22 protein-coding genes are annotated in these 21,202 nt (G+C 61.2%); 10 read left to right on the top strand and 12 right to left on the bottom strand.

The annotated features are described in order from the left end of the window. The 8 genes from V3587_RS20100 to V3587_RS20135 all read right to left on the bottom strand — a co-directional run. On the bottom strand, positions 1–815 hold an 815-nt coding region (locus V3587_RS20100; protein WP_235867768.1), incomplete at its 3' end, for an iron-containing alcohol dehydrogenase. A gap of 997 nt (positions 816–1,812) precedes the next feature. After that, positions 1,813–2,829, bottom strand: a complete 1,017-nt coding sequence (locus V3587_RS20105; RefSeq protein WP_283377096.1) for a hypothetical protein — start codon at positions 2,827–2,829, stop codon at positions 1,813–1,815. 596 nt (positions 2,830–3,425) lie between these two features. Further along, complete coding sequence (locus V3587_RS20110) at positions 3,426–4,409, bottom strand: NAD(P)H-dependent flavin oxidoreductase (protein WP_283377097.1); 984 nt, start codon at positions 4,407–4,409, stop codon at positions 3,426–3,428. Positions 4,410–4,489: 80 nt separating this feature from the next. Continuing rightward, positions 4,490–5,626, bottom strand: coding sequence for a CaiB/BaiF CoA transferase family protein (locus V3587_RS20115; protein ID WP_125052400.1), 1,137 nt, complete (start codon positions 5,624–5,626; stop codon positions 4,490–4,492). Next, the gene (locus tag V3587_RS20120; RefSeq protein WP_283377098.1) at positions 5,623–6,720 is read right to left on the bottom strand and encodes a hypothetical protein; all 1,098 of its coding nucleotides are present in this window, start codon (positions 6,718–6,720) and stop codon (positions 5,623–5,625) included. The genes V3587_RS20115 and V3587_RS20120 overlap by 4 nt, the downstream gene beginning before the upstream one ends. Positions 6,721–6,770: 50 nt before the next feature. Further along, the gene (locus tag V3587_RS20125) at positions 6,771–7,727 is read right to left on the bottom strand and encodes an ABC transporter substrate-binding protein (RefSeq protein WP_003943065.1); all 957 of its coding nucleotides are present in this window, start codon (positions 7,725–7,727) and stop codon (positions 6,771–6,773) included. Positions 7,728–7,817: 90 nt separating this feature from the next. Next, complete coding sequence (locus V3587_RS20130; protein ID WP_283377099.1) at positions 7,818–8,591, bottom strand: ABC transporter ATP-binding protein; 774 nt, start codon at positions 8,589–8,591, stop codon at positions 7,818–7,820. A gap of 11 nt (positions 8,592–8,602) precedes the next feature. Beyond that, positions 8,603–9,475 (bottom strand): ABC transporter permease, encoded by an 873-nt coding sequence (locus V3587_RS20135; protein WP_283377100.1) that lies wholly within the window; start codon positions 9,473–9,475, stop codon positions 8,603–8,605. A 234-nt stretch (positions 9,476–9,709) separates the two neighbouring features. Here V3587_RS20135 and V3587_RS20140 point away from each other — a divergent pair, with 234 nt between their 5' ends. From V3587_RS20140 to V3587_RS20150, 3 genes are all read left to right on the top strand, one after another. Continuing rightward, on the top strand, positions 9,710–10,600 hold the full coding sequence (locus tag V3587_RS20140; protein WP_283377101.1) for a LysR family transcriptional regulator: 891 nt from the start codon (positions 9,710–9,712) through the stop codon (positions 10,598–10,600). Next, on the top strand, positions 10,597–11,523 hold the full coding sequence (locus V3587_RS20145; protein ID WP_042922962.1) for a LysR family transcriptional regulator: 927 nt from the start codon (positions 10,597–10,599) through the stop codon (positions 11,521–11,523). Before V3587_RS20140 ends, V3587_RS20145 begins: the two co-directional genes overlap by 4 nt. 186 nt (positions 11,524–11,709) lie before the next feature. After that, positions 11,710–12,570, top strand: a complete 861-nt coding sequence (locus V3587_RS20150) for an alpha/beta hydrolase family protein (protein WP_065456473.1) — start codon at positions 11,710–11,712, stop codon at positions 12,568–12,570. A gap of 63 nt (positions 12,571–12,633) precedes the next feature. On the opposite strand, the gene V3587_RS20155 is transcribed toward V3587_RS20150, so the two are convergent. After that, entirely contained in the window at positions 12,634–13,122 is a 489-nt protein-coding gene (locus tag V3587_RS20155; RefSeq protein ID WP_007735590.1) for a hypothetical protein, read from the bottom strand. Positions 13,123–13,189: 67 nt separating this feature from the next. Then, entirely contained in the window at positions 13,190–14,074 is an 885-nt protein-coding gene (locus tag V3587_RS20160; protein ID WP_331702603.1) for a LysR family transcriptional regulator, read from the bottom strand. Between the two features lie 134 nt (positions 14,075–14,208). Between V3587_RS20160 and V3587_RS20165 the strand changes: the two genes are divergently transcribed. From V3587_RS20165 to V3587_RS20185, 5 genes are all read left to right on the top strand, one after another. After that, positions 14,209–15,435, top strand: coding sequence for an MFS transporter (locus V3587_RS20165; RefSeq protein WP_283377103.1), 1,227 nt, complete (start codon positions 14,209–14,211; stop codon positions 15,433–15,435). Positions 15,436–15,474: 39 nt separating this feature from the next. After that, positions 15,475–16,935 (top strand): amidase, encoded by a 1,461-nt coding sequence (locus V3587_RS20170; RefSeq protein ID WP_283377104.1) that lies wholly within the window; start codon positions 15,475–15,477, stop codon positions 16,933–16,935. A 54-nt stretch (positions 16,936–16,989) separates the two neighbouring features. Beyond that, on the top strand, positions 16,990–17,508 hold the full coding sequence (locus V3587_RS20175; RefSeq protein ID WP_003943230.1) for a MarR family winged helix-turn-helix transcriptional regulator: 519 nt from the start codon (positions 16,990–16,992) through the stop codon (positions 17,506–17,508). A 121-nt stretch (positions 17,509–17,629) separates the two neighbouring features. After that, positions 17,630–18,130: a hypothetical protein gene (locus V3587_RS20180; RefSeq protein ID WP_007735596.1), complete on the top strand. Its 501-nt coding sequence runs from the start codon at positions 17,630–17,632 to the stop codon at positions 18,128–18,130. Positions 18,131–18,140: 10 nt separating this feature from the next. Next, positions 18,141–19,052 carry an NmrA family NAD(P)-binding protein gene (locus V3587_RS20185; RefSeq protein ID WP_256931618.1) on the top strand — a complete coding sequence of 304 codons (912 nt, stop codon included), beginning with the start codon at positions 18,141–18,143 and terminating at the stop codon, positions 19,050–19,052. Between the two features lie 42 nt (positions 19,053–19,094). On the opposite strand, the gene V3587_RS20190 is transcribed toward V3587_RS20185, so the two are convergent. Beyond that, positions 19,095–19,343 carry a DUF3253 domain-containing protein gene (locus tag V3587_RS20190; protein WP_210377840.1) on the bottom strand — a complete coding sequence of 83 codons (249 nt, stop codon included), beginning with the start codon at positions 19,341–19,343 and terminating at the stop codon, positions 19,095–19,097. Positions 19,344–19,448: 105 nt separating this feature from the next. On the opposite strand from V3587_RS20190, the gene V3587_RS20195 reads away from it, so the two are divergent. Together V3587_RS20195 and V3587_RS20200 are read left to right on the top strand one after the other, a co-directional pair. After that, positions 19,449–20,075, top strand: coding sequence for a class I SAM-dependent methyltransferase (locus tag V3587_RS20195; RefSeq protein WP_198531557.1), 627 nt, complete (start codon positions 19,449–19,451; stop codon positions 20,073–20,075). Positions 20,076–20,190: 115 nt separating this feature from the next. Continuing rightward, positions 20,191–20,658 (top strand): hypothetical protein, encoded by a 468-nt coding sequence (locus V3587_RS20200; RefSeq protein ID WP_065456480.1) that lies wholly within the window; start codon positions 20,191–20,193, stop codon positions 20,656–20,658. 19 nt (positions 20,659–20,677) lie between these two features. On the opposite strand, the gene V3587_RS20205 is transcribed toward V3587_RS20200, so the two are convergent. Further along, positions 20,678–21,115: an SRPBCC family protein gene (locus V3587_RS20205; RefSeq protein ID WP_007735601.1), complete on the bottom strand. Its 438-nt coding sequence runs from the start codon at positions 21,113–21,115 to the stop codon at positions 20,678–20,680. Positions 21,116–21,202: the final 87 nt, after the last annotated feature.

A 21,202-nucleotide genomic window follows, 5' to 3' on the forward strand; every position in this document is an offset into this window, starting at 1 on the left:
ACGAACCTAGCGAGCCCAGTCGAGCCCCGCACGCATCTTCGGAAAGGCCGACACGGTAGTTCGGTCAACAGGTCGGTGTTCTCCTTCACTCGGACGAGTCCTTCGGAGAGCAGTCGTATGGCATTCATCGCCATCCCGTCGTAGTACCCGTTCGATTCGAGTGAGCCCAGGGTCTCGAAGGCGTGGTCCAGTGCGCGAACCCCGGTCGACAGCCACAGCCACTCCGGAGTGTGCAGCGTGAGTGCAGGATCGAGGATGACAGCCTTCGGGGTCATCGCCGGATGCAAGTAACCCTCTTTGACGTTGCTCGTCTCATCCGTCGACCCGGCCAACGCGTTGAACTCACCTCCCGCCAGGGTCGTGGGCGCCACCACTACCGGGATCTTCGGGGCGGAGAAGGTGGGGGCGGTCACCGATGTGTCGGGATTGACCTGCAGGTGGTAGGCGTCCATTTGTGATGCTTCGCGAACTCCGTGCTCCAGAGTGATTGCAAGGATCTTCGCCAGGTCCGTCGCCGATCCGCCGCCCACGCACAACAGCATGTCCGGATCGGCGTCGGCAGCAACTCGGGTGGCAGCAATGACGTCTTCGCGCGGTACATGAGGTCGAACCGCATCGAACAGTCCCACGAATCGATCACCCAATGCCTCGATCACCCGAGCGATCTCGTCGGTCTGCGAGTTGAGCGTCCCGCTACATACGACGAAGACTCGGTTCGCCCCGAGCAACTCTGCTTCCTGGGCCGCGGCCTCCGCGACCGGAGCGCCAATGCGGACTCTCTCCATGGACGGCAGAGAGACAAGTGATGACTGCACGGCAATACCATCTTTCTTTCTTGATCCTCAATCCACCACGACGTCGTCAAGAGCGCTCAGCTCTCGCTCGGTCTGTTCAGGAGTGGGATAGAGCGTGGATCCGGCGCTGGGAAATGTCTCGCACCCCGTCGCAGGCTAACAGTGGTTACCCTATAGGAGATTTGTGGCGCACGCCACAATCGTTTGTCTTTTGGTCAGCGGAACCAGAGGGCGAGGTTAGTCCGTGGGCGTCAATACTGACTTGATCTGCAGTTTTTAAGAAATCTTCATGGCTCTCGGCGGCGCGCCGTTGCATCTCCAGTGGAGGGCGAGAATCGGTTACGGTGGATTCGATCCCCAAAAGGTCGAATTACCTAACCGCCGATTGCCTAATTTCGGGAACAGCTGCGTGATGACGCCTGGGTTGAGTACTGGGGCTGTAGCCATCACTGGCACTCTGGTGACGGACGCCGAATCCAGTGCGCACCCTTCCCTGCACTCAGGTGCATGGTGTCGACGGCGCGACATGCATCGACTTCGCCGTGGAGAAGCGCCTCGACCTTTCCTTGGTCAGAACAGCTGCACTGTGGTGAACAATTATCGCGAGGTATGCCGCGGGTCGATCCGGCTGCAAAGGGAGTTGGCATATCGGGGACGAAGGTTTCTTCTTCCGAGATTCACTCCGCCGAAGCTGACCATTGCAGTCGGTCCGGCAAAGTTAGTCGAGACCCTCGGCTTCTGCTGGGGCTTCGAGACTGGGCATACCCACGGTAAATCCGCTGCCGCCGCACGACGCGAACTGTTTCTTCGACTGGATGGACCGTCAGCTAGAGGACATGATTTTCGGGGTTCGATTACGTGCGTATCGAAAGGAGGTGCTGCGTTGTCTGCGTGAGCAAGGGGGCACCGAAGAGGAGAGCACGATGATGTTGCGTCACTTCGGTTCTGAGAGCGCGGTGCCACATCGGCAACCACCCTTCTGCTTGCCGCGCCACACTCGCCGGAGGCTCTGGTCGTGTCACTCGCCCTCGATCAATGGATCTTCCAGTTCGAGAAGCGCGACCTCGTCCGGATTCAAGTTTTCGTTCGGATCCACGGATCGGGTCAACCGGTCGTTTGGACCCAATTCGTCTGGCGCCTGGATGATCTGAAGACCTCGTGCCAAGATCTCGACTCGTCCACGGTTCTCGTTGCTCGTGAGATCTGCTGCGAAAGCAGCAGCTACGGCGTCGCGTGCCAGAGCCTCCGCCAGGTCCCAATCATGGATGTAATCCTCGACCGAAAGGTTCGCTTCTCGCCGGCTCAGCGCGGCCGAAGTGCATCCTTGAAAGTAGAGAGCGACCAACTCCTGAGCGCCGTCCCACTCCGCCTCCAGGCCGAGGGCTACCGTGTTCTCCCGCAACGCGGATCGAAGGTCGAGCGCGTCAGCTGCTCTCATCGGGGGTGACGCGCGCACCTTGCTCACGTACTCCTCGAACCCGATCACGGCGACAGTCCCGACGACATCGATTACTGCGGGCCAATTCGGCCCCAGATGGCTGGCGAGGTCGACGTCCGTGATGGTTGTCGACTCGATGTGCCGGACAAGCGAATCGAGCGAACGATCTGCGTCGTCGTAGAGTCCATCTCGTTGCGCCTGACGAAGCCACTCCGCTTCTGCGACTATCGCATCTCCGGGAATCGAACCGGCGTTCTCGAAAGCTTCATCAATGGATAGCTCAGTACCGACAGCGACTTGGGGCCCCCAAGCCGCTCCGTTGACTCGCAAGAGCTCCGCAGCAGTCTGTACCACGTTCGTCAAACGAACCGACGCGTCAGAAGAGCGACGCAACGCAGCCACATCGGGCCTCGACGGGATGGGTTCACACGCTGGATTGTGCCGTCCACGTTCCGCTTTCGTGATGGTCTCTTCGATATTCGCAGAGGATGGGCGTGCAGCGAAGATCTTCGATACACCGATAGCACCAGCAGTAGCCACAGCGATGATCAATCCCGCTGCAACGAATTTCGCCCTCCGGGTCGGTACCGCATGCATGCTCTTGATTCCCCTTCGGTGTGCCCCGGACGATGCGAGCGAAATATCGGATTCTATCGCGAACGCTATCGGGCGCGTGAGACTTCAGTGTTCGGTCAAGCGCAAGATTGTTGCGGGGATCGGGGCGCCATAGGGAGTAGGTGCCTTGAAAGGGTTGTCAGACGACTTCGACGATCGCACAGTCGGGACGGGCGCGCCGGGCTCTCGTCCTTGCTGTATGCAGTCGAAGCCAAGAAATGTCGGTGGACGTAATGGGGGGAGCTGCTGCGGGCCGACGGTGATGTTTTGGTAGCCCCATGGCCACAACGTCGAGTAGATCGTGTTCGGTGCCGATCGAAATCCTTGCGGTCGTCACTCTGATGACCCCAAGCAATTCGGAGTACACCTCCTTTCCTCGTCCTGACGTCAATGATCGTCCGGACGCACCCGAAACGATCGAGCGGCGATGGCAAGCCGCGAGGCGATCTGGAAGAGCTCCCCGTCACCGCACGACGCATCGAGGACGAGGTATCGGCGGCACGCGGGTCGACGAGCGCAACGGCAGGGGCATTCGCGAAGAACTGGCCGACGGTAGCGCCCAGTGGGTTCGGACGTAGTCAGGCGCTGACTGGGTCCAGGAGGCCGGTAAGCCGTCCGGCAATCAGTGCTTCGGCCTCTGTGACAATTCGTTCCACCAATTCACCCACTGTGGGGATGTCGTGAATCAATCCTTGCACAGTGCCAGCCGTCCAGATGCCAGCCTCCTGGTCGCCGCTGTCGAACACCGCTCGGCCCCGCGCACCGGCCACAAGATGTCGAACGTCTTCGAATTTGCCACCACTGGAGAGGATTTCGACAACTTCTTGGCTGATGCTGTTGCGTGCTACGCGAGCGGTATTGCGCAGTGACCTGAAAATCAGCTCCGTGTCGACCTCCGAGGCAGCGACTATCGCCTGCTTGATGTTGTGGTGAATCGGGGACTCCTCGGTACACATGAACCGAGTGCCCATGTTGATGCCGTCGGCGCCAAGCGCCAGGGCGGCCACCAATCCTCGCGCGTCGGCAAATCCACCGGACGCGATCATGGGAATGCTGATCCGCTCTGCTGCTGCAGCGATGAGGACGAGACCCGGTACGTCGTCTTCCCCTGGATGCCCGGCACATTCGAACCCGTCGATGCTGATGCCGTCGACGCCGAGGACTTGGGCTTTGACCGCGTGGCGGACGCTGGTGCACTTGTGGAGAACCTTGATGCCTGCGCCGTGAAAGTGCGGCAGATGGGGCGCGGGAGACGATCCAGCTGTCTCGACGACTTTCACTCCGCAGTCGATGATCACGTTGCGATACTCATCGTAGGGCGGGGGCGTGATCGTGGGGAGGATTGTGAGATTGACTCCGAACGGTTGGTCGGTGAGCTCGCGCGTTCGGGATATTTCTCGGGCAAGATCGTCAGGTGTCGGCTGTGTCAGGGCAGTGAGCATGCCGAGCGCGCCGGCGTTTGCAACTGCCGCTACGAGTTCTGCTCTCCCCACCCATTGCATGCCGCCCTGCACGATTGGGTGGCGAACTCCGAATGTCTCGGTAAATGCGGTGGTCAGCACTGGACATCTCCTCGATGGTGCATGGCTATCTGTTTGTCAGTTACGTTGGTGCAAAGTCAATTTCGACCCGAACGGCGCATTCAGCGCGTCGATGTTGTCCACTCGTTCAAGGCCGGAACCTGTGAAAGTTCAGTTCGTGCCATCGGAGGTTCGGCGCGATAGGGCATGGCAGGCGTCAAATACTGTTCGCCATGTTCGTTGGTGCCGGGGATGAAGGTACGGTTCGCGATCACATCGTCGGCGCAAATTACCTGGTCGTAGTCACGCACAACTGCGGCAACCACTCCGGCCGCAGTGAGATGCTCTACTGCCTCAGCGGCGCTGCGATGGCAAAGCTGCTTCTCGATCGTGGCGACGAGGTCTGCACGGTTTTCCACGCGCAGCGCGTTGGTGGTGAACCGCGGGTCGTCGGCCAACTCCGGCAGGTCGATTGCCTTGCACAGTTCAATCCAGGCTTGCGGTTGGTATCCGCTGATCACCAGCTCGCCGTCGACGGCACGAAAGACGTCTGCCGCCGGTGCGACGCTCGGTTGTCCGTTCCCTTTGCGACTCATGGGCTTTCCGGATACCTGCCACTCGATCCAGTTGGCGGTCTGCAAGTGGATTGCGACGTCCAGCAGGGAGACTCGGACGGACGATCCTTTGCCGGTGCGCTCACGTCGAAGTAGCGCTGCCAGTACCGCTTGAGCGACAACGTAGCTCGTTGCATGATCTATGACCGGTGCGCCCACACGTTGTGGCGGGCTATCCGCCTCACCCGTCACCGACATCAGTCCGCTCTCTGCTTGCGCAGCGATGTCGAGCCCCGCGCGGGTGGCGGACGGGCCTTCCGCCCCGTACCCGCTCACCGAGACGGCGATGATTTCCGGTCGCAGGCGTTGGAGTTCGGCAGAGGAGAATCCCAATCGATCGAGGGTTCCCGGGCGAAGATTGTGCAGCAAGATGTCGCTCGACGCGATCAGATCCCGAGCTCGCTGCAGATCGGCGGAGTCTTTGAGGTCGAGGCAGATTGAACGCTTTCCACGGTTGTACCCGTAGAAGATGCCGCGCGCGTAGTCGGCGTCGATTTGTCGGGCCGGTTCACCGCCGGGGGGCTCGAGCTTGATGACCTCCGCACCGAGGTCGGACAACTGCTGCCCGGCGCTGGGTATTGCGATCAGCTGACCGATCTCCACTACTCGGACACCTGCCAACGGCAGGTCTACTTCGTCGGTCATCGAATGATCTCCACATGAGGCGAAGTGACATCCTCAGCGGGCTCCAGGCAGCGCGCCAACAGAATTCCTTCGGTGTGGTTGCAGGGGTTCAATCGATTTCTGTCACCTTCTACTCCCCCGATTCGGATCGTCACCGTTCCATCGTCATTGCGTTCGAAGTGCGCGTCGTTGAGGTTGACGGTGTGGTCGCGGTACTCGAAGGACTCGAACCAGTGGTTGTACAGCATCACTCCGAAGTAGGTGCAGTCCGGGAGAGTGAATGTAATATCCACGGCAGTAGCATCTTTCAGTGACCACCAGCCGGCAACGTATTGGTTGGAGCTGGTGCCGTAGAAGTCTCCCCACCCTCGCTGCTCCGAGGTCACGCGAATCTCGTTAGGAGACTGACTGAGTGTTTCGATGAGCTGAAGACTGCGTCGAAGGCTCACGTCCATGCCACGCGCAAGTTTCGTCAGGCGCTGGACCAGCCACGCCGTGTCGAGATCGGGGCGTGCACCAGGCGGCGGACCGAGGCGCTCGATGTGGAGAACAGGATCGATCTCCGCGTTACGCGTCTTGTGATACACACGCACTACTACGTCGAAGCAGCGCTCATCCAGCCGAATGCCGCTGCGCCCCTCCAGCTCTTGTGCGACGAAGATCTCGAAGTTGCCGTCCGCGTCACACACCTTGTCGTCGATGACGATGTTGTCGGCGACCCGGTCGATCCCAGACGCGCCGACGCGATTGGCGAGGACGGCGACGTACGGCACTGTGCCACGGTTACCGTGAATTCGGTACGTTTCTTTGGGGTCGATCATCGCAGTCCAGTAGTCGACGTCGATGCCGTCTCCCCAGAACTTTCGCAACGGTGACATCAGAGTGAAGAGTTCAGGCCGGAGTACGTCTTGGCGCTCGATGTTCATCTCGGCGAGGTATCCGAACAGACGAAGTGCGTGCCGTACACCTTCGGCGCTGTCCACCGGCGATCCGGTAGCGGCAGCGGTCGAACCGAATGTCGCAAGGCTGTCGGTGACTGCAGACCAAGCCTCGGTGAGCTGCCGGCGATCGTGCTGGGACTCGGATTGTGTTGACTGGTCAGCGAGTTGTGTCATCGTTTCTTCTCTTTCGTGGTAGACGAACTGGATTGTGTATGGGGCGTTGGTCAGCAGAGGGGGTCGAAAGGAACGTCTGCGTCGGACTTGCCCGAGGTCTGGTTGTTCACCCATCTGACGTTCTGGGTCCATCGGTCGGCCGAAATCTGCACAGGCCAGAGACTCTTCTGCGAAGCCCACACCTGGTTGGCTTTGTCAGCAGGAACATTCATTCGCTCGGTGAGAAGTTGAGCTCCTGCTTGCTCGTTCGCAGGATCGGCTATCCACCCTGCTGCGGCCTCGAGCGCCGCACACACGGGGGCAGCAGCATCGGATTCAGCGAATGTGGCTGTCGTGACGAGCACCGTGCCCAGGCCGTATGAACTCACGCCGTCAGAGCCCACCGGGTCTACTTCTGTAATCGCCGTCATCGGTATTCCTTGAGCATCGAATACGGCCTGGCTGGCAGCGGTGAGAACGGCGGCATCGATGTCGCCCTTTCGTGCGAGTGGTATCTGACTCGCGGTGGGTGCCGCTGCGATGAATTGCACCGTGGAGGCGTCGATGTTTCGTTCTGCGAGAAGCTGATTGACGAATTGCTCGGCCGCGCCGCCACGTGACGGTATGGCGATCCGCTTGCCGGGCAAATCCTCGATGGTGGTGATGCCGCTGTCTTTCGTCACGGCGATGGCAAGATCGATCGACCCGTACGGGGACAGTGGCCGCAGACTCTGCCCTTGCTCTATGGCCGGCACGACGGTTCCGGGTGCACCGACCGCGAGATCGGTTGTGCCGCCGATGAGACCGCTGATGAGTTCGGGCCCGTTCTTTCCGTCGATGAGCTCGACGTGGAGGCCTTCCTTGTCGAACATTCCTTGTTGGACAGCGACGTAGACAGGCAGGGACAAAGCACTCGCAGGGTAGACCCCGATGGCGACGCTACCGTCGTTCGGACGCCCTCCCCCTCCACACGCGGAAAGCAGTAGGGCCGCTGCAATGACTGTGCCGACAAAAGGTCGAAGTTTCATGGGATTCCTGTTCCTTGATGGCTGGGCGCATCAGAAATCAAGCTGAGTTGGCTGGGCACATCAGTGGTCGAGCTGAGTTGGCTGGGCACATCAGTGGTCGAGCTGACCACGCAGCCGGTTGAAGATTTCGATGTATCGAGGTTCGGCGGTGACGGTTTCGAGTTCGCGGGGGCGTTCGATGTCAATGCTGACGTCGTCGATCACCCGGCCGGCCCCGAGCAGCAGAACGCGGTCGGAGAGACAGATGGCTTCGCCGAGGTCGTGGGTTACGAAGATGACCGTCCGGCCTACCTGGGATTGCCAAAGCTCGAGGAATTCTCGCTGTACTTCGACTCGGGTTTGCGCATCGAGGGCGGCAAAGGGTTCGTCCATCAACAAGATGTCCGGATCCAGTGCCCACGTTCGGGCCAACGCGACACGCTGGCGCATCCCTTGGGAGAGTTGCCAAGTCCACAGCCGTGACGCCTCGGACATTTGAACGGCCGCAAGCCAGCGCGCTGATTGAGTTCGTCTCTCCGCCTTGGGTACTCCCCTCAATTCGAGACCGTACTCCACGTTCTTCTGCGCTGTTCGCCACGGGAACAGCGCATCTCGGGCCATCATGAAGCCCATCCGAGAACGAGCGTCGAATGGTGTTGTGCCGAGGACCTCAGTCTTCCCTTCTGTTGCGTCCACCAATCCAGCGAGCGCGTTGAGCAGAGTGGTCTTTCCGCAACCGCTCCTGCCGACCAAGCTCACGAACTGTCCGCGAGGGATGGTGAGGTCGAGATTGTCGACCACAGTTTTCGTCGACCCGTCGGGTGAGGGGAAGGATATCGTCAGTCCGTCGAGTTGTACGGCGGGTGTAATCACGTTGGTATCCATGATGATTCCTGTCATGGTCGAGCCGGCGGCTGCCACCGAAGGAGGTAGCGCTCGGCGAAGTTCATGACCTGGTTGAGGACGACTGCGACGATTGCGAGAAGTATGAGGATCGCGTAGACCGCTTCCATCCGGAACTGGGCCGAGTAGATCGACACAAGCTGGCCCAGCCCGTCCCGTGACGAGATCAGTTCCGAACCGACAACGCCAAGTAGCGAATAGATCAGCCCCAACCGAAGACCGGCAAAAATGCCAGGTGTTGCGACGGGGAGGAGGATGTGCCAGAACACCTGTGTCTTACTGGCATTCAGGACAGTGGATAGTCGGAGCCATTCGTCGTCCACTGACTTCACACCGGCTCGTGCACTCGAGCAGACGATGAAGAAGACGAGTGTGAACGCGAGAGCGACCTTCGCCGTCATCGTGATCCCGAAGATGACGATAAGCAGAGGCGCCAGCGCAAGACGTGGCATGGCATTCGCCGCATCCAGGAACGGACTCATGATGCGTTCGAGGGTCGGAAGCAGTCCGAGAGAGAGTCCGACCGCCACCCCGACTGCGCTAGCGAGGATCCACGCGATCACGACGGCAGTCATCGTGGCACGCAAGTTCGACGAAATCTCGCCCGACTGCACCGCTGCGGTGAAGTAGGCCCAGGCCTCGCCTGGCGTTTTGGCCAGAACTGGCTCGATCCAACCTTGCGATGCGACGAGCTGCCACGCTCCGAGTAGGACCAGAAGCAGCGCGACCTGGGCCAGTCGTACCCCGATGGTGAGTCGCGTACCGGATCGACGCTGTCGAGCGGGCTTCGGCTCAGAGCGTGCCCGCCTCGCAGAACGGGGTGACGTAGCACCGGATGGCGAACTTGCGGTGATGGTTTCGGTCATTTCGGCGCCTCCTCCGTGGTGCTCGCAGGCGGCGATAGGTGCTCGACAAAAGCAGACGGGTGCCTCTGGTCGAAGCTCCCCGGGTTGTTGCTCACTGCGTTCATATGTGAAGCAGATCACGGGATTCTTCTTCCCGTCTACGCCACATTCGAGAGGTATGCCATAGGGTTTCCCTATGCCTGACGGGCGCAAAATCGGGCGCGCGCGAGGACTGCCACGAGAAGGGAACCCCGAATGGACCGGCGTCATCTGGAATACTTTCTCGCCCTTGCTGATCGGGGCAGCATTTCCGCTGCGGCTCGCGGACTGGGGGTCAGCCAGCCGACAATCTCGGAGGCTCTCGCCAGAATGGAGAAAGAGTGCGGCCTGACGCTCGTCCGCCGTGGCTCGCGCGGAGTCACCCTGACCGACGCTGGACGCGATCTCACAGGTCCGGCGGCCCAAGTACTTCGGGCATACCGGGATTTGGATCACGCTTTGCATCCATTGAACGTCGTGCAGCGGGGTCGGCTGACGGTCGTGTGTCCGCGAACATTGGCGCGTGATCCAGCGGCCACAGCCCTGGGTGCGTTCAAAAGAAAGTTTCCGAAAATTGCGGTGACGATGCTCAGCAACGACACCGACGGAATCGGAACGGTGGTCGCCTCGGGTCAGGCTGATATTGGGCTCGGGGTGGACGAGGTGTTCGACGAGGGCGTTGAACGTATCCTTCTCGGCCGGCAACAAATCGTTGCGCTGGTGCCGGCCGCACGAAGTGAAGGCGAGGGGGCGGCGGCGTTGACGGATCTGTTGCGAATCGGATTGATCACCAGCCCGCGTGACGATGTCACTCGGCGACTGTTGGCGGAACGCCTGGGCGAAGGCACTGTGGACGAGGCGGTGGTTGCGGAGACTATCTCTGTGGCTTCGATGATCCCACTTGTACGCGCGGGAGTCGGCGTCGCTTTCCTTCCCGAATCTGTCGCCGATACAGTCGGAGAAGGTGTGGTGTTGTGTCGTACTCGGCCCCCGCTCACTCGTGATATCTGGATGTTCCACGGTTCGACGCCATCGCCTGCGGCACAAGCGTTTATCGAGACGACCAGTCGATTACGTGACGAAGGTGGAATGGGGAACGCCGGATGAGCAAGTTCGGAGAGTCCGCAACCCCGCGAATCGATCCGCGGCAGCTACAAGACTTCCTTGCCGTCGTCGAACACGGCAGTATCACGGCGGCAGCGGCAAATCAGTTCACGGGAACATCGAGCGTCTCTCAATCAATTGCGCGGCTCGAAAGACGCGTCGGAGGACGGCTTTTCAATCGAGGCCGGACCGGCGCGACGCTGACTGCGCGCGGACGGAATCTCATCGATCCAGCACGCGAAGCGCTGGCCGCGCTCGACCGATTAGTGGTCGAGCGCGAGTTCTTACTGTCAGCAGTCCCCCACCTCAGTGTTGCCACGACAGCGAGCCTTGCGGACGATCCCGCAGCGGTACTGCTCGGAGCGCTGCGCACGGAGGTGCCGAACCTGAGGATCACCATCTCGGATCCGCCTGGGTCGTCCGTGGCCGATGCGATTCACCCGGTCATGGCAGGCACCGCTGACGTGGCAATAATGGAGTCGCTGCCCACCGGTGTTCCCGGGACGCGCACGGTGCGCCTTCCGGACCACAAGTTGCGGCTCGTCTGCCCGCCCGGTACCCCGCCACCGGTGGACGGGGTATTCATCGGCGAAGATCTCATGCGCATCGGCTTGGTTGTCGCACCACGGTTCGAAACTTCCGATGTCTATCGCCATCTGCGGTCGATCGAACCGCGAATCGACCACGCATTCGTGATGAGGTCACAGCACCGCGATGCCTTCGCGGATTTCGCGTACGAAGGGATCGGTGCTGTCATCCTCGAACTCTCCAGTGCCGAGCGAGCATCCGAACGCGGGTGCACTGTGGGCGAGATATTCGAACTGCCCCCACGGAAGATCGCAGCCGTGGCAAGGGACGGCCCGAACACGCAGATCGTCGAACATTTCCTACGGCTGTGTGCCGAGCAATCCGCGCGGAAGCCGTAGGCCGAGGCGATCTCGACCTTGCGCTCTGGGTATTCGCGTCGGCCGGGCGTCCACCGAGAACGATGATTTTGTCCACAGACACAACACTTCTGGGATAGTCCGTTTCCTGAAACAAAGCCGACGGGTTGCCTTCCCGTGAATATGTAATACACGTCACTCCGGATCAACTTCGAAAGGTTGACTTTCATGCGAAAGTCTCTGAAACATTTCGTGAATGCTGCAGCGGCGGTTGCGTTGTGCGCGACGCTAGGACTCACGGGCGCAACCGGAACAGCGGCTGCCGATGCGCCCGGCATCCCGAGCGTCGGGCACGATTGGGCGAGTGCAGGGCCGTACACCCCGAACGTCTCGATCGGGCTGGTGCACACTCTGTACTACCCGCGCCAGCTCGGCGCGCGCGGCGAGAAGCACCCTGTTGTGATCTGGGGCAACGGGACCGGTGTGCTCCCCGGTGCGTACACCTCTTTGTTGCGCCACTACGCCAGCCACGGATTCATCGTGGTCGCCGCCAATACCCCGGCAAGCAACTTCGCCATCACCATGCGGTCGGGAATCGACCTCATCGCGGACAAGGCGGCCAGCCCGTCGAGCGTCTTCTTCGGCAAAGTCGACCTGGAACACATTGGTGCGGTGGGGCACTCGCAGGGCGGGTCTGCGGCGATCAACGCGGCGATCGACGACCGCGTCGACACCGCCGTCGCGATCCAGCCAGGCCCGCTCAATGATGTCGATCTCATCGACGAGCCGGTTCTCTATCTGGCCGGCCAGGCCGACGCAATCGTTTGGCCGGCGATCGTGCGGGCGATGTACGAGGACGCCGACCACGTGCCTGCCGAGTATCTGGAACTGCGCGGCGCCACGCACTTCGGTACGGCGATCACCGGTGGCGATATGCGCGGGCCGAGCACGGCGTGGCTGCGGTACTGGCTACTCGACGATCCGAACGCCCGCACCGAGTTCTTCGGAGCGAGCTGTGGATACTGCACTGACACCCAGCAGTTCTCCGATTTCGACCGCAACGATCTGGCCATGCAGATCCCGGGGTGACGGTCAGATCCGGAGTTGTCGAAGACGAACAGCCTTCCAATCAGGTCGGCGGAGTCGCGAAGCTCAGATGACGACGTAGCCGTACATTCGTTCGCCCTGAGCCACAGCTCTGGTCGCTAGTTCGGCGAAGGCGGTCAGGAACGGCACTGAGTCCTCCGACGGTTCACTCGTCTCGTCGATTGCCCAGGCCGCCGCAGCGGCGGCGACACCGTCAGCGTTCAATTCCGCTAGTGCATCGCGTAATTCGTCGGTAACCGTGAGCACGAGGGTGTCGCCGTCGTCGCTCATTGCGACGAGTTTCCCGCAGCGTGGACCTTTTGCAACTTCGTCGTAGGGGCGAGCGGTGAGGGCTGCTTCCAGTCGGCCGAGCGCGACAACTGGATCGACGCCTTTCGCCTGCAGAACTGGAGTCCCACTCGCAGCCAACTGGACCCGCGGGCGAGAAGCTGCGTTCGCCTCCATCACCTCTGGTTCCAAGTCGACGAGTCCCGCGAGGGCAGAGGTGGCATGCTCATCCGTGCGCGCGGTGAAGTAGTCGGTGATCGCAGACATGGCGCGATCATCTCACACACGATGCATCTCAATGCCCCGGACTCCTTCCGCGACTTACTGATCGACGTCAGGAGGGACAGGTGTGCGCTTCCTCGATCGCTTTCGCGAAAGCGCGAAGTCGTGGGCTTTCGAGATCGGTACGCCACACGAGACCCAAAGCAGATTCGGGTAATCCGTTGATCGGTACGAATGTGATGTCCGAGCGCTGGCTGTATGTAGCGGTTGCTGCGCAGAGGATGAGGCCGACCTGACTGAATGCGACCTGCGACAGGCCTTCCTGAACGGTGCTCGCCCCACCCTGCGTGGGAATCGTGGCTCCGCCCGGCGTCGTGCTCGGGGAATTCACACGCTGCCAATAGTCGGGGGCGGGGCCGGTGATGGGTACGAGACAGATCTGCGCCAACTGCTCGGCGTCGATCACGCCCAGTTCGCTGAACGGGTGATGGACTGAGACGGCGAGGGTCTGGGGCTGTCGAGAAAAGACGAGCCCGGTTGTCAGTTCCGGCTCATCTACGGGGAGAAGGGCCACTGCCGCATCGATTCGCCCGGCGAGTACATCACTGAACGGATCACCCAGGGGTAATTCTTTGATGGTCACGCATGTTTGCGGATGTTGTATCTCGAAACGAGAGACAGCAGCCGCGATCGAATCGTAAATTGCTCCTTGGAAACCCACCCGAAACGGCGTCGGCGTGTTGCGTGCTCTCGATTGAGCGTCCTCGATTACTCCGACGAGCGCCCGATGGGCGGGAGCCAACGACGCAAGAAATTCGGCGCCGAACTCAGTCAGGTGAACGCGGCGACTGGTCCGCGCTACCAGGCTGGTGCCGATACGACGCTCCAATGCGCTGATCAGCTGACTCACTCGGCTCTGGGAGATGAACAGCCGCTCGCCGGTGCGACCGAAGTGCAGTTCTTCAGCGAGAACGAGGAAACACTCGATCTCACGCATCGGAGGCTCCGACATTTTCACTCCGACCTTCGACTCATTCGACCACTCCATCATGGCTCATCGATGAATTGAGCTAATGGTTGGATGAGCGATTCGCCGTTGATCCTTGGGCGTGCGGGAGCTTCTCTGGTTACATGCCACATTCCGCGCCCGGGCAGAACAGCCCCGCGTCCACGTCCTCAACCCACGCACACACCATTGAGAACCACTGGGCTGCGGTCGCGCTGATCGCAGCGTCCACCTTCATCGTTGTCGCGGCAGAGATGATGCCGGTCGGGCTACTCACCCCGATCGGTGCTGCTCTGGTGGAAAGTGAAGGGACCATCGGGCTCTCACTGGCCATTACCGGATTGGTGGCAGCGGCCACTGCCCCGTTTGTGCCCCTCGTGACCCGGCGCTTCGATCGTCGGTCGACGCTTATCGTTCTGATGCTTGTAGTCGCCGCGGCGAACGCCCTCACGGCCCTTGCTCCGAGCTTCGTTTTCCTCGCTGTGGCTCGCGTCCTTCTAGGCGTGAGCATGGGTGGAGTCTGGGCACTCGCCGCTAGTCTGGCACCCAAATTGGTGGGTTCCAGATCCGTCGGGTTGGCGACCACGATCATCTTCAGCGGAATCGCGGTCGCCTCAGTTCTCGGTGTCCCCGCGGGGACGTATATCGGAGCAGCGACCGGGTGGAGCGTGGCATTCTGGACTCTCAGCTGCGCCGCGACGCTGATCGCGCTCGCCATGTTCGCTGTCCTACCCGTGATGCCAGCTGATCAAGCTTTGTCGCTCGGCAGTCTCGTGGTGGCTTTTCGGAACCCGGGAGTCCGGGTCGGAATCGCGATTACCGCGCTCATCGTCACCGCTCATTTCGCGGCGTACACCTATGTGCGTCCGGGGCTGGAGTTCTTCGCAGGGTTGAGCCCTGCACAGATCGGCACGATGCTCTTGATCTACGGGGTTCTGGGCGTCGTCGGCAACTTCATCGCCGGGCCATCTGCAGCCAAGTCTCCGCAGACTGTGGTCGTCATCCTCAGTGCGGGAGTAGCGGTCACACTCGCCCTGTTTCCGATCTCGGCTACCACCTTGATCACAGCTGCTCTGCTCATGGCGGCTTGGGGCCTCTTCTACGGTGGTGTATCGGTGAGTACTCAAACATGGATCGCACAAGCCGCTCCCGTTCACCGAGAGGCCGCTGCGGCTCTGTGGGTTGCAGTCTTCAATGCAAGCATCGCCCTCGGCGCGTTCGCGGGTGGACGCATTCATGACCACTCCGGTTCCGAAACGGTCTTCTGGACAGCCGCGGGAATCGCCACTCTCGCAATGCTGCTCACCACATTCCGCAATCCCGTCGTGGCAAAGCATGAACTGACAACCTAGCCGCCTACACAAAACCTTCATAGAGGCAGGACAACAGATATGCGCCAGACACCCGTTTCAACCTTCATGGATGTGACCGAGATGCTCGAACGCTACCGGGATAAATCGCTGTCTCCGGTGGAGGTACTCGAGTCCACCATCGAACGTATCGAGGCGCTCAACCCGACCTTGAATGCAGTGGGACACACTTTCTTCGATGCGGCACGGGCGCAAGCGAAGTCAGCGGAACGCCACTACGCCCGCGGCTCGGATGTCAGCCTTCCGCTCGCCGGTGTTCCCGTTGTGGTGAAAGAGGATGAACCGGTGCAAGGACAACCTTGGACTCAAGGGTCCAAGGTCTATGAGGATGTGATCGCCACTCACACTTCGACTTTCGTGCAGAGAATCATCGACGCCGGTGCCATCGTCCACGCGCGATCGACGGCGCCCGAATTCTCCTCGGCCGCGTTCACACAGTCCGAGTTGTGGGGCGTCACTCGCAATCCGTGGAACACGAAATACTCCTCCGGCGGGTCTTCCGGTGGATCGGCAGTCGCACTTGCCACCGGTATGACGCACTTGGCTACCGGTTCCGATGTTGCAGGTTCGATCCGAACTCCGTCGTCTCTCAACGGAATTGTCGGGTTCAAGCCACCGCATGGCCGTGTCCCCGTTGATCCGCCCTTCAATCTCGATCGCTACTGCCACTGCGGTCCGATGGCGCGCACCGTAAGTGATTGCCTCACAATGCAGTCGGTCATCGCGGGACCGACCTCCACTGACATTGCCTCGAATGTACCGGCATCGCAGTTACCTACCTTCGCAACGCGTTCGTGCGCGGGAATGCGTATTGCCGTGATTCCCGCATTAGGTGACTGGCCGGTTGATTCGGACGTTGCCGCCAACACCGCCAAGTTGGTGGACACCCTCACTGCGCTGGGCGCACGCGCGGAGATCATCGAAGTCGACTTGTCACGCGCTGCAATCATGCGTGCGGCCGCCATTCACTACGATCACGTGTTCGGTGCATCGATCTCCGCCGAAGCGTCCGCGCACCCCGACAAAGTCACGGAGTACGCGAAGGAATTCGCGCGATGGGCACGCCGCACCCGTGGTGACGCGACTTTCCTCGACGGACTCGCGATCGAAGCCGAACTGTATTCGTCGATCGGATCCCTGTTCGACACCTATGACGCGTTGATCACTCCGGCAGTGGCGACGGAGGGCTTTCTTGCCGGCGACGACTACGTGGGGCACGGAATCAATGTGGCTGGAACAGAATTGGAGTTCTACCTCGAGGCTGTACCGGCCATCACCTTCAACATCCTGAGTAGCTGCCCGGTGCTGACAATCCCCACCGGTTTCGCTCGGAACGGAATCCCCACGGGCACAGAGATAGTTACGCGACCGTACGACGACCAGACGGCCTTCGCGATTGGGCTCGCCCTCGAGAAGGTCCTGCCGTATCCCGGCAATCACCCGGACTGTCATGCGGCCCCGCAGGTATTGTTCGGCGTTTGAAGCTAGCTCTGGTGGAGGGTTGACCAGAATGTAGTTAGGTGCCATATTAGTTGCATGGCAGTGGACGGAACCGATCACGACTCACCCACTTTGGATCAGGCGCGGCGGCAGTTGGAGCACTACGGCCTCGGGTCCGATCCGCAGGCTGTGCTGGTTGCGGTGCGGCTGATCTCGGCGGGCGCGCGGCTCGGTCGAGCAACCGAGGTTCACTTCGCGAGGTATGGACTGTCGACCGGCCGTTACCGACTGCTTGCGGATCTGGAAGACCACGACGGGGAGAAATCTCCCTCACGTCTGGCGGCTGATCTCGGCGTCTCGCGGGCCACGGTCACCGGCTTGGTCGATGGGCTCGAGCAGGAGGGTTTGGTCGCTCGACGTCCGTCCGCGGAGGACGGGCGTGGTGCGGTGGTCGTCCTGACTGCTCGCGGCGCTCAGCGTTTACGTGACATGGCGCCCGAACACTTTGCTCGTCTCGAGGAAATGGTCGACGAGCTCACTGTCGACGAGCGAGCGGTTTTTTTGGATCTGCTCTCGCGGGTCGTTCGCGGTATCGGTGCGCTGACTGCGGAGTAGTCGGCTGGGATTCCAAGTATTCGCGTAGCGATTCGAATCGTCGTCAATTCTCGACAGAGATTTCTCTTTTCATGCCCAAATAGTTAGCCACCTAATTATAATCGGAAAGTTGGTCTCCTTCATGTCCGGACTCACCCCACCGATCCGTCGCGAAAACAAAAGGGAGATAACCGATTCCAATCGACTCGACCCGGTTGCCGATCGTCGCGGCGCACGACCTTTCATCCTGTGGAGAGAGGTGCTGGTCGCCTACCTTGCCCCTGCGCTGATGGCGGGTGCGGGCGGAGTCGCATCCGGCCAATCGGGCCTCACGATGGCGGCATTTACGTCCATCGCGGGCACGTCGGCAGTGGTGGCGTTGCTGATCGGCTCCTGGCTGCTGCGTCGCGGGAGGTCACGGCCGTGGACCACGGCCCTGCCTCGCATCATGGTGGCGGCAATTCTTGCCGTCGGAGCCGCTGTGATTGCTGGTCTCGTCGGGTGGTTCGCCTCCCGTTGGCTACCAGCTCACACGAGCGTGGTCGACACTGCTTGGCTTGCTCGCCTGCAACTCGATCTACCGATATCTGCCGCTGTCGCTGCCGTCATCGTCAGCTGGCGATGGCGCCGTCAGAATCCCTGACAGACAACACATGTCAACGATCCCCGGCTTCCCGGGGAAGACCGAAAGGAACACGATGATCGTCATCATGGGAGCGTCCGGAACCACAGGCGGCGCGTTGCTACACAGTCTCGCATCCTCGGGTGTGCCGAGCCGAGCGCTGTCCCGCGACCCGGACAGGCTGAGCGCCCACCTCGGCGACTTGGCCGACGGTTTGGTCGAAGTAGTGCCGGCCGATGCCGCAGACCCAACTTCGCTACGGACGGCTTTCGAAGGGGCCGAACAACTTTTCCTCGCTATGGCCAACGGCCTCGAACAGGTCGAGCTCGAGACGCGTGTGATCGACATCGCCGCCGAGAGCGGCGTCGAACACATCGTCAAGATCTCCGACCCCGCCGCCGCGGCCGACTCCCCCATCGCTCTCTCCCGCGGCCACCACGCTGTCGGTGAACACCTGCGCGCATCCGGGATCCGCCACACTCTGCTCCGCCCTTATGCGTTCATGCAGAATCTGTTGCTCCTGGCTCCGGCGGTGGCTGCGCAGGGGGTGATTCTGGGCGCGATGCGGGACGCGCCGTGCAACTGGATCGACTGCCGAGACATCGGTGACGTCGCCGCGGCCGTGCTCACACGCGCCGACCTCGCCGGCGGTACCTACGTCCTGACGGGCAGCGAGGCAGTCGGCTACGGCGGCATCGCCGATGCTCTGACCCGCATGCTCGATCGCCCCGTCCAATATATCGACCTGCCACCGCACGAACTGCGGCAAAACCTCGTCGATCATGCCCACATGCCTCCGTGGCTGGCCGAGCACATTCTGGAGATCCAGCAACTTGCCGTCTCGCGCCCGGAGTCACCCACCGACACGGTGGCACGTGTCCTGGGGCGTGAGCCACGAAGCCTGGATGCGTTCCTGCGTGAGCATCTGGACCGTTTCCGCTGATTCACGCTGCGAGAGCAGTGCCGCCAGAAGTCACGCGGTTGATCAACGAGCCCACCGAATCCTGATCGGACCTCGTACGGATTCCGGGTCGACGACTTCGCCGCCCTGGGTGATCTGTACTTCGCCGTCGGCCACCATGTGGCGGGCGGCCTCTCGGACAGGTTCCATCAGCGGCCGCCAATTGTCGGGTGCCGCTGCGCGGGCCACGTCGGAGGGGCAGATGCTCGACTCGGCCGATCGGGCATTGAGTAGTTCGCGGATCTTCGCCGCCAGTTCTTTCTCTTCCACCATATGACCTCAGTTTCCGGACGTGACCGTAGGCCTTCAACAGAGTATGAACCTTCGGTTCGGCGAGTTGTGGCGAAGGAATGGTGCACATCGATAATCATTGACGGCGTGGAGAATTCGAGTGCAACGCGCCGCGACGTAGTCCGAAAGTCGTATTCGGCCAGATCCCAGGAGTACACGGACCTCTTCGGCTCGATGGATTCGACGCACGTATCTGATCGGGACCTGGTGACCAGCTGGGCCGCCACTTTGACCGGCCCCGTGCTCGACGCCGGGTGCGGGCCGGGGCAGTGGACAGACTTCCTGGCCCAGAGCGGGCTGGCTGTGAGCGGGATCGATCTCGTGCCCGAGTTCGTCGAACGAGCCCGCACCCGATACCCGGATCTTTCCTTCGAGGTCGGGGGCTTCGAGGCATTGGACGCGAAAACGAATTCACTGGGCGGCGTGCTGTCCTGGTACTCGCTCATTCACCATCACCCGCAAGATATCGAGGCACCGCTCGCTGAATTCGCGCGCGTGATCCGCCCAGGTGGTGGGTTGCTGGTGGGCTTCTTCGAAGGCGTGACCGTGGAGCCTTTTGATCACGCCGCGACGACTGGTTATCGATGGCCGGTGACCGAACTTGCCGAGGTGCTGGTCACAGCGGGCTTCGACGTGATCGAGACCCATACCCGGACGGGGAGCGGCTACAGGCCGCACGGCGCAATCACTGCCAGCCGGCGCGGCGTCGAATAGCGGATCGAGACAGGGCGAGCAATTCTCTTTCATTCATTTCGTGTGAGTGGTGTGCTGGATGAGTCACTCCCCGGCTTTTTCAGCACCGGATCATCCACAGTTGAAAGAAGGCGCCATGACCACGATTCATCTTCACAAGACGACCACTGCGACGCCCGAACAGGTCCTTGCCGGCCTGACCGACTTCGGTCCGGGCCGTGAGGAAATCTTCGGCCGCAGTGCGGACAGCTACCTGAAAGTGCACAAACAAGGACCCCACGATGCTGATGTCACCGAGGGCTCCAGTGGTATCTGGGAGCGTCTGCACTACGACTGGACCGACCCGCACCGCGTCGTGATGACAACCACCGACTCCAACCTGTGGGGCGGGGCGTCGAGCCATACCTACACGCTGACCCGGCAGCCGACGGGCCTGACCGATGTCGACGCCGTCGTGGTCCGGGACGGCAAGAACCTCAAGGGAAAGCTCCTGGCGTCGGTACTCGGACTCGTCGGCACCCAAGTGCTAGGAAAGTCGTTCACGAAGTCCATCGATGCCATCGAAGCTCGCAACGGTGGCGCGAGCGGCGGCAACACACAGTGACAAGAACCTGACGGACTTGTCAGAGCGCTTCGAGGGCTTCCGTCATCTTCTTCACCGTCTCCGGTGCCACTTTGGCTTCGAATCCCGCCTTCAGGAGAGGCGACGCAATCTTGGCGGCACCGTTGAACTCGACGTTCGCGTGATACTCGATCTCGGTCGAGTTCGGACCCACCGAAGTCAAGGTGATGTCGTCGGTACTGGTGGCAGTCTTGTTCTTTCCTTCGAGAACAACGTGATTCAGCTCGTCGGTCACCAGCGTGTACGTCAGTTCCGTGGTGACGCCGAACAGCTTGGACACGTTGTGCCACTGGGTTCCGACGCCGACAGGACCGTCGGAGATCTGCGTGCAGCTCTCGGTGCCCGGATCCCACGTCGGCGCATTGGCGAAGTCGCGGAGAAACGCCGCAGCCTTTTCGATCGGTACCTCGGCGGTGAATTTGCGGGTGACGTCAACCATGCGGTGGGCCTTTCGGTTCATTTTTCGGCGGTAGTGCCGCGGTGAGAGTTCGTTCCGACGCCCGGGCTACCCAAACTCGACAAACGG

The organism is Rhodococcus sp. IEGM 1306, assembly GCF_036541985.1.
GTDB lineage: Bacteria > Actinomycetota > Actinomycetes > Mycobacteriales > Mycobacteriaceae > Rhodococcus_F > Rhodococcus_F qingshengii.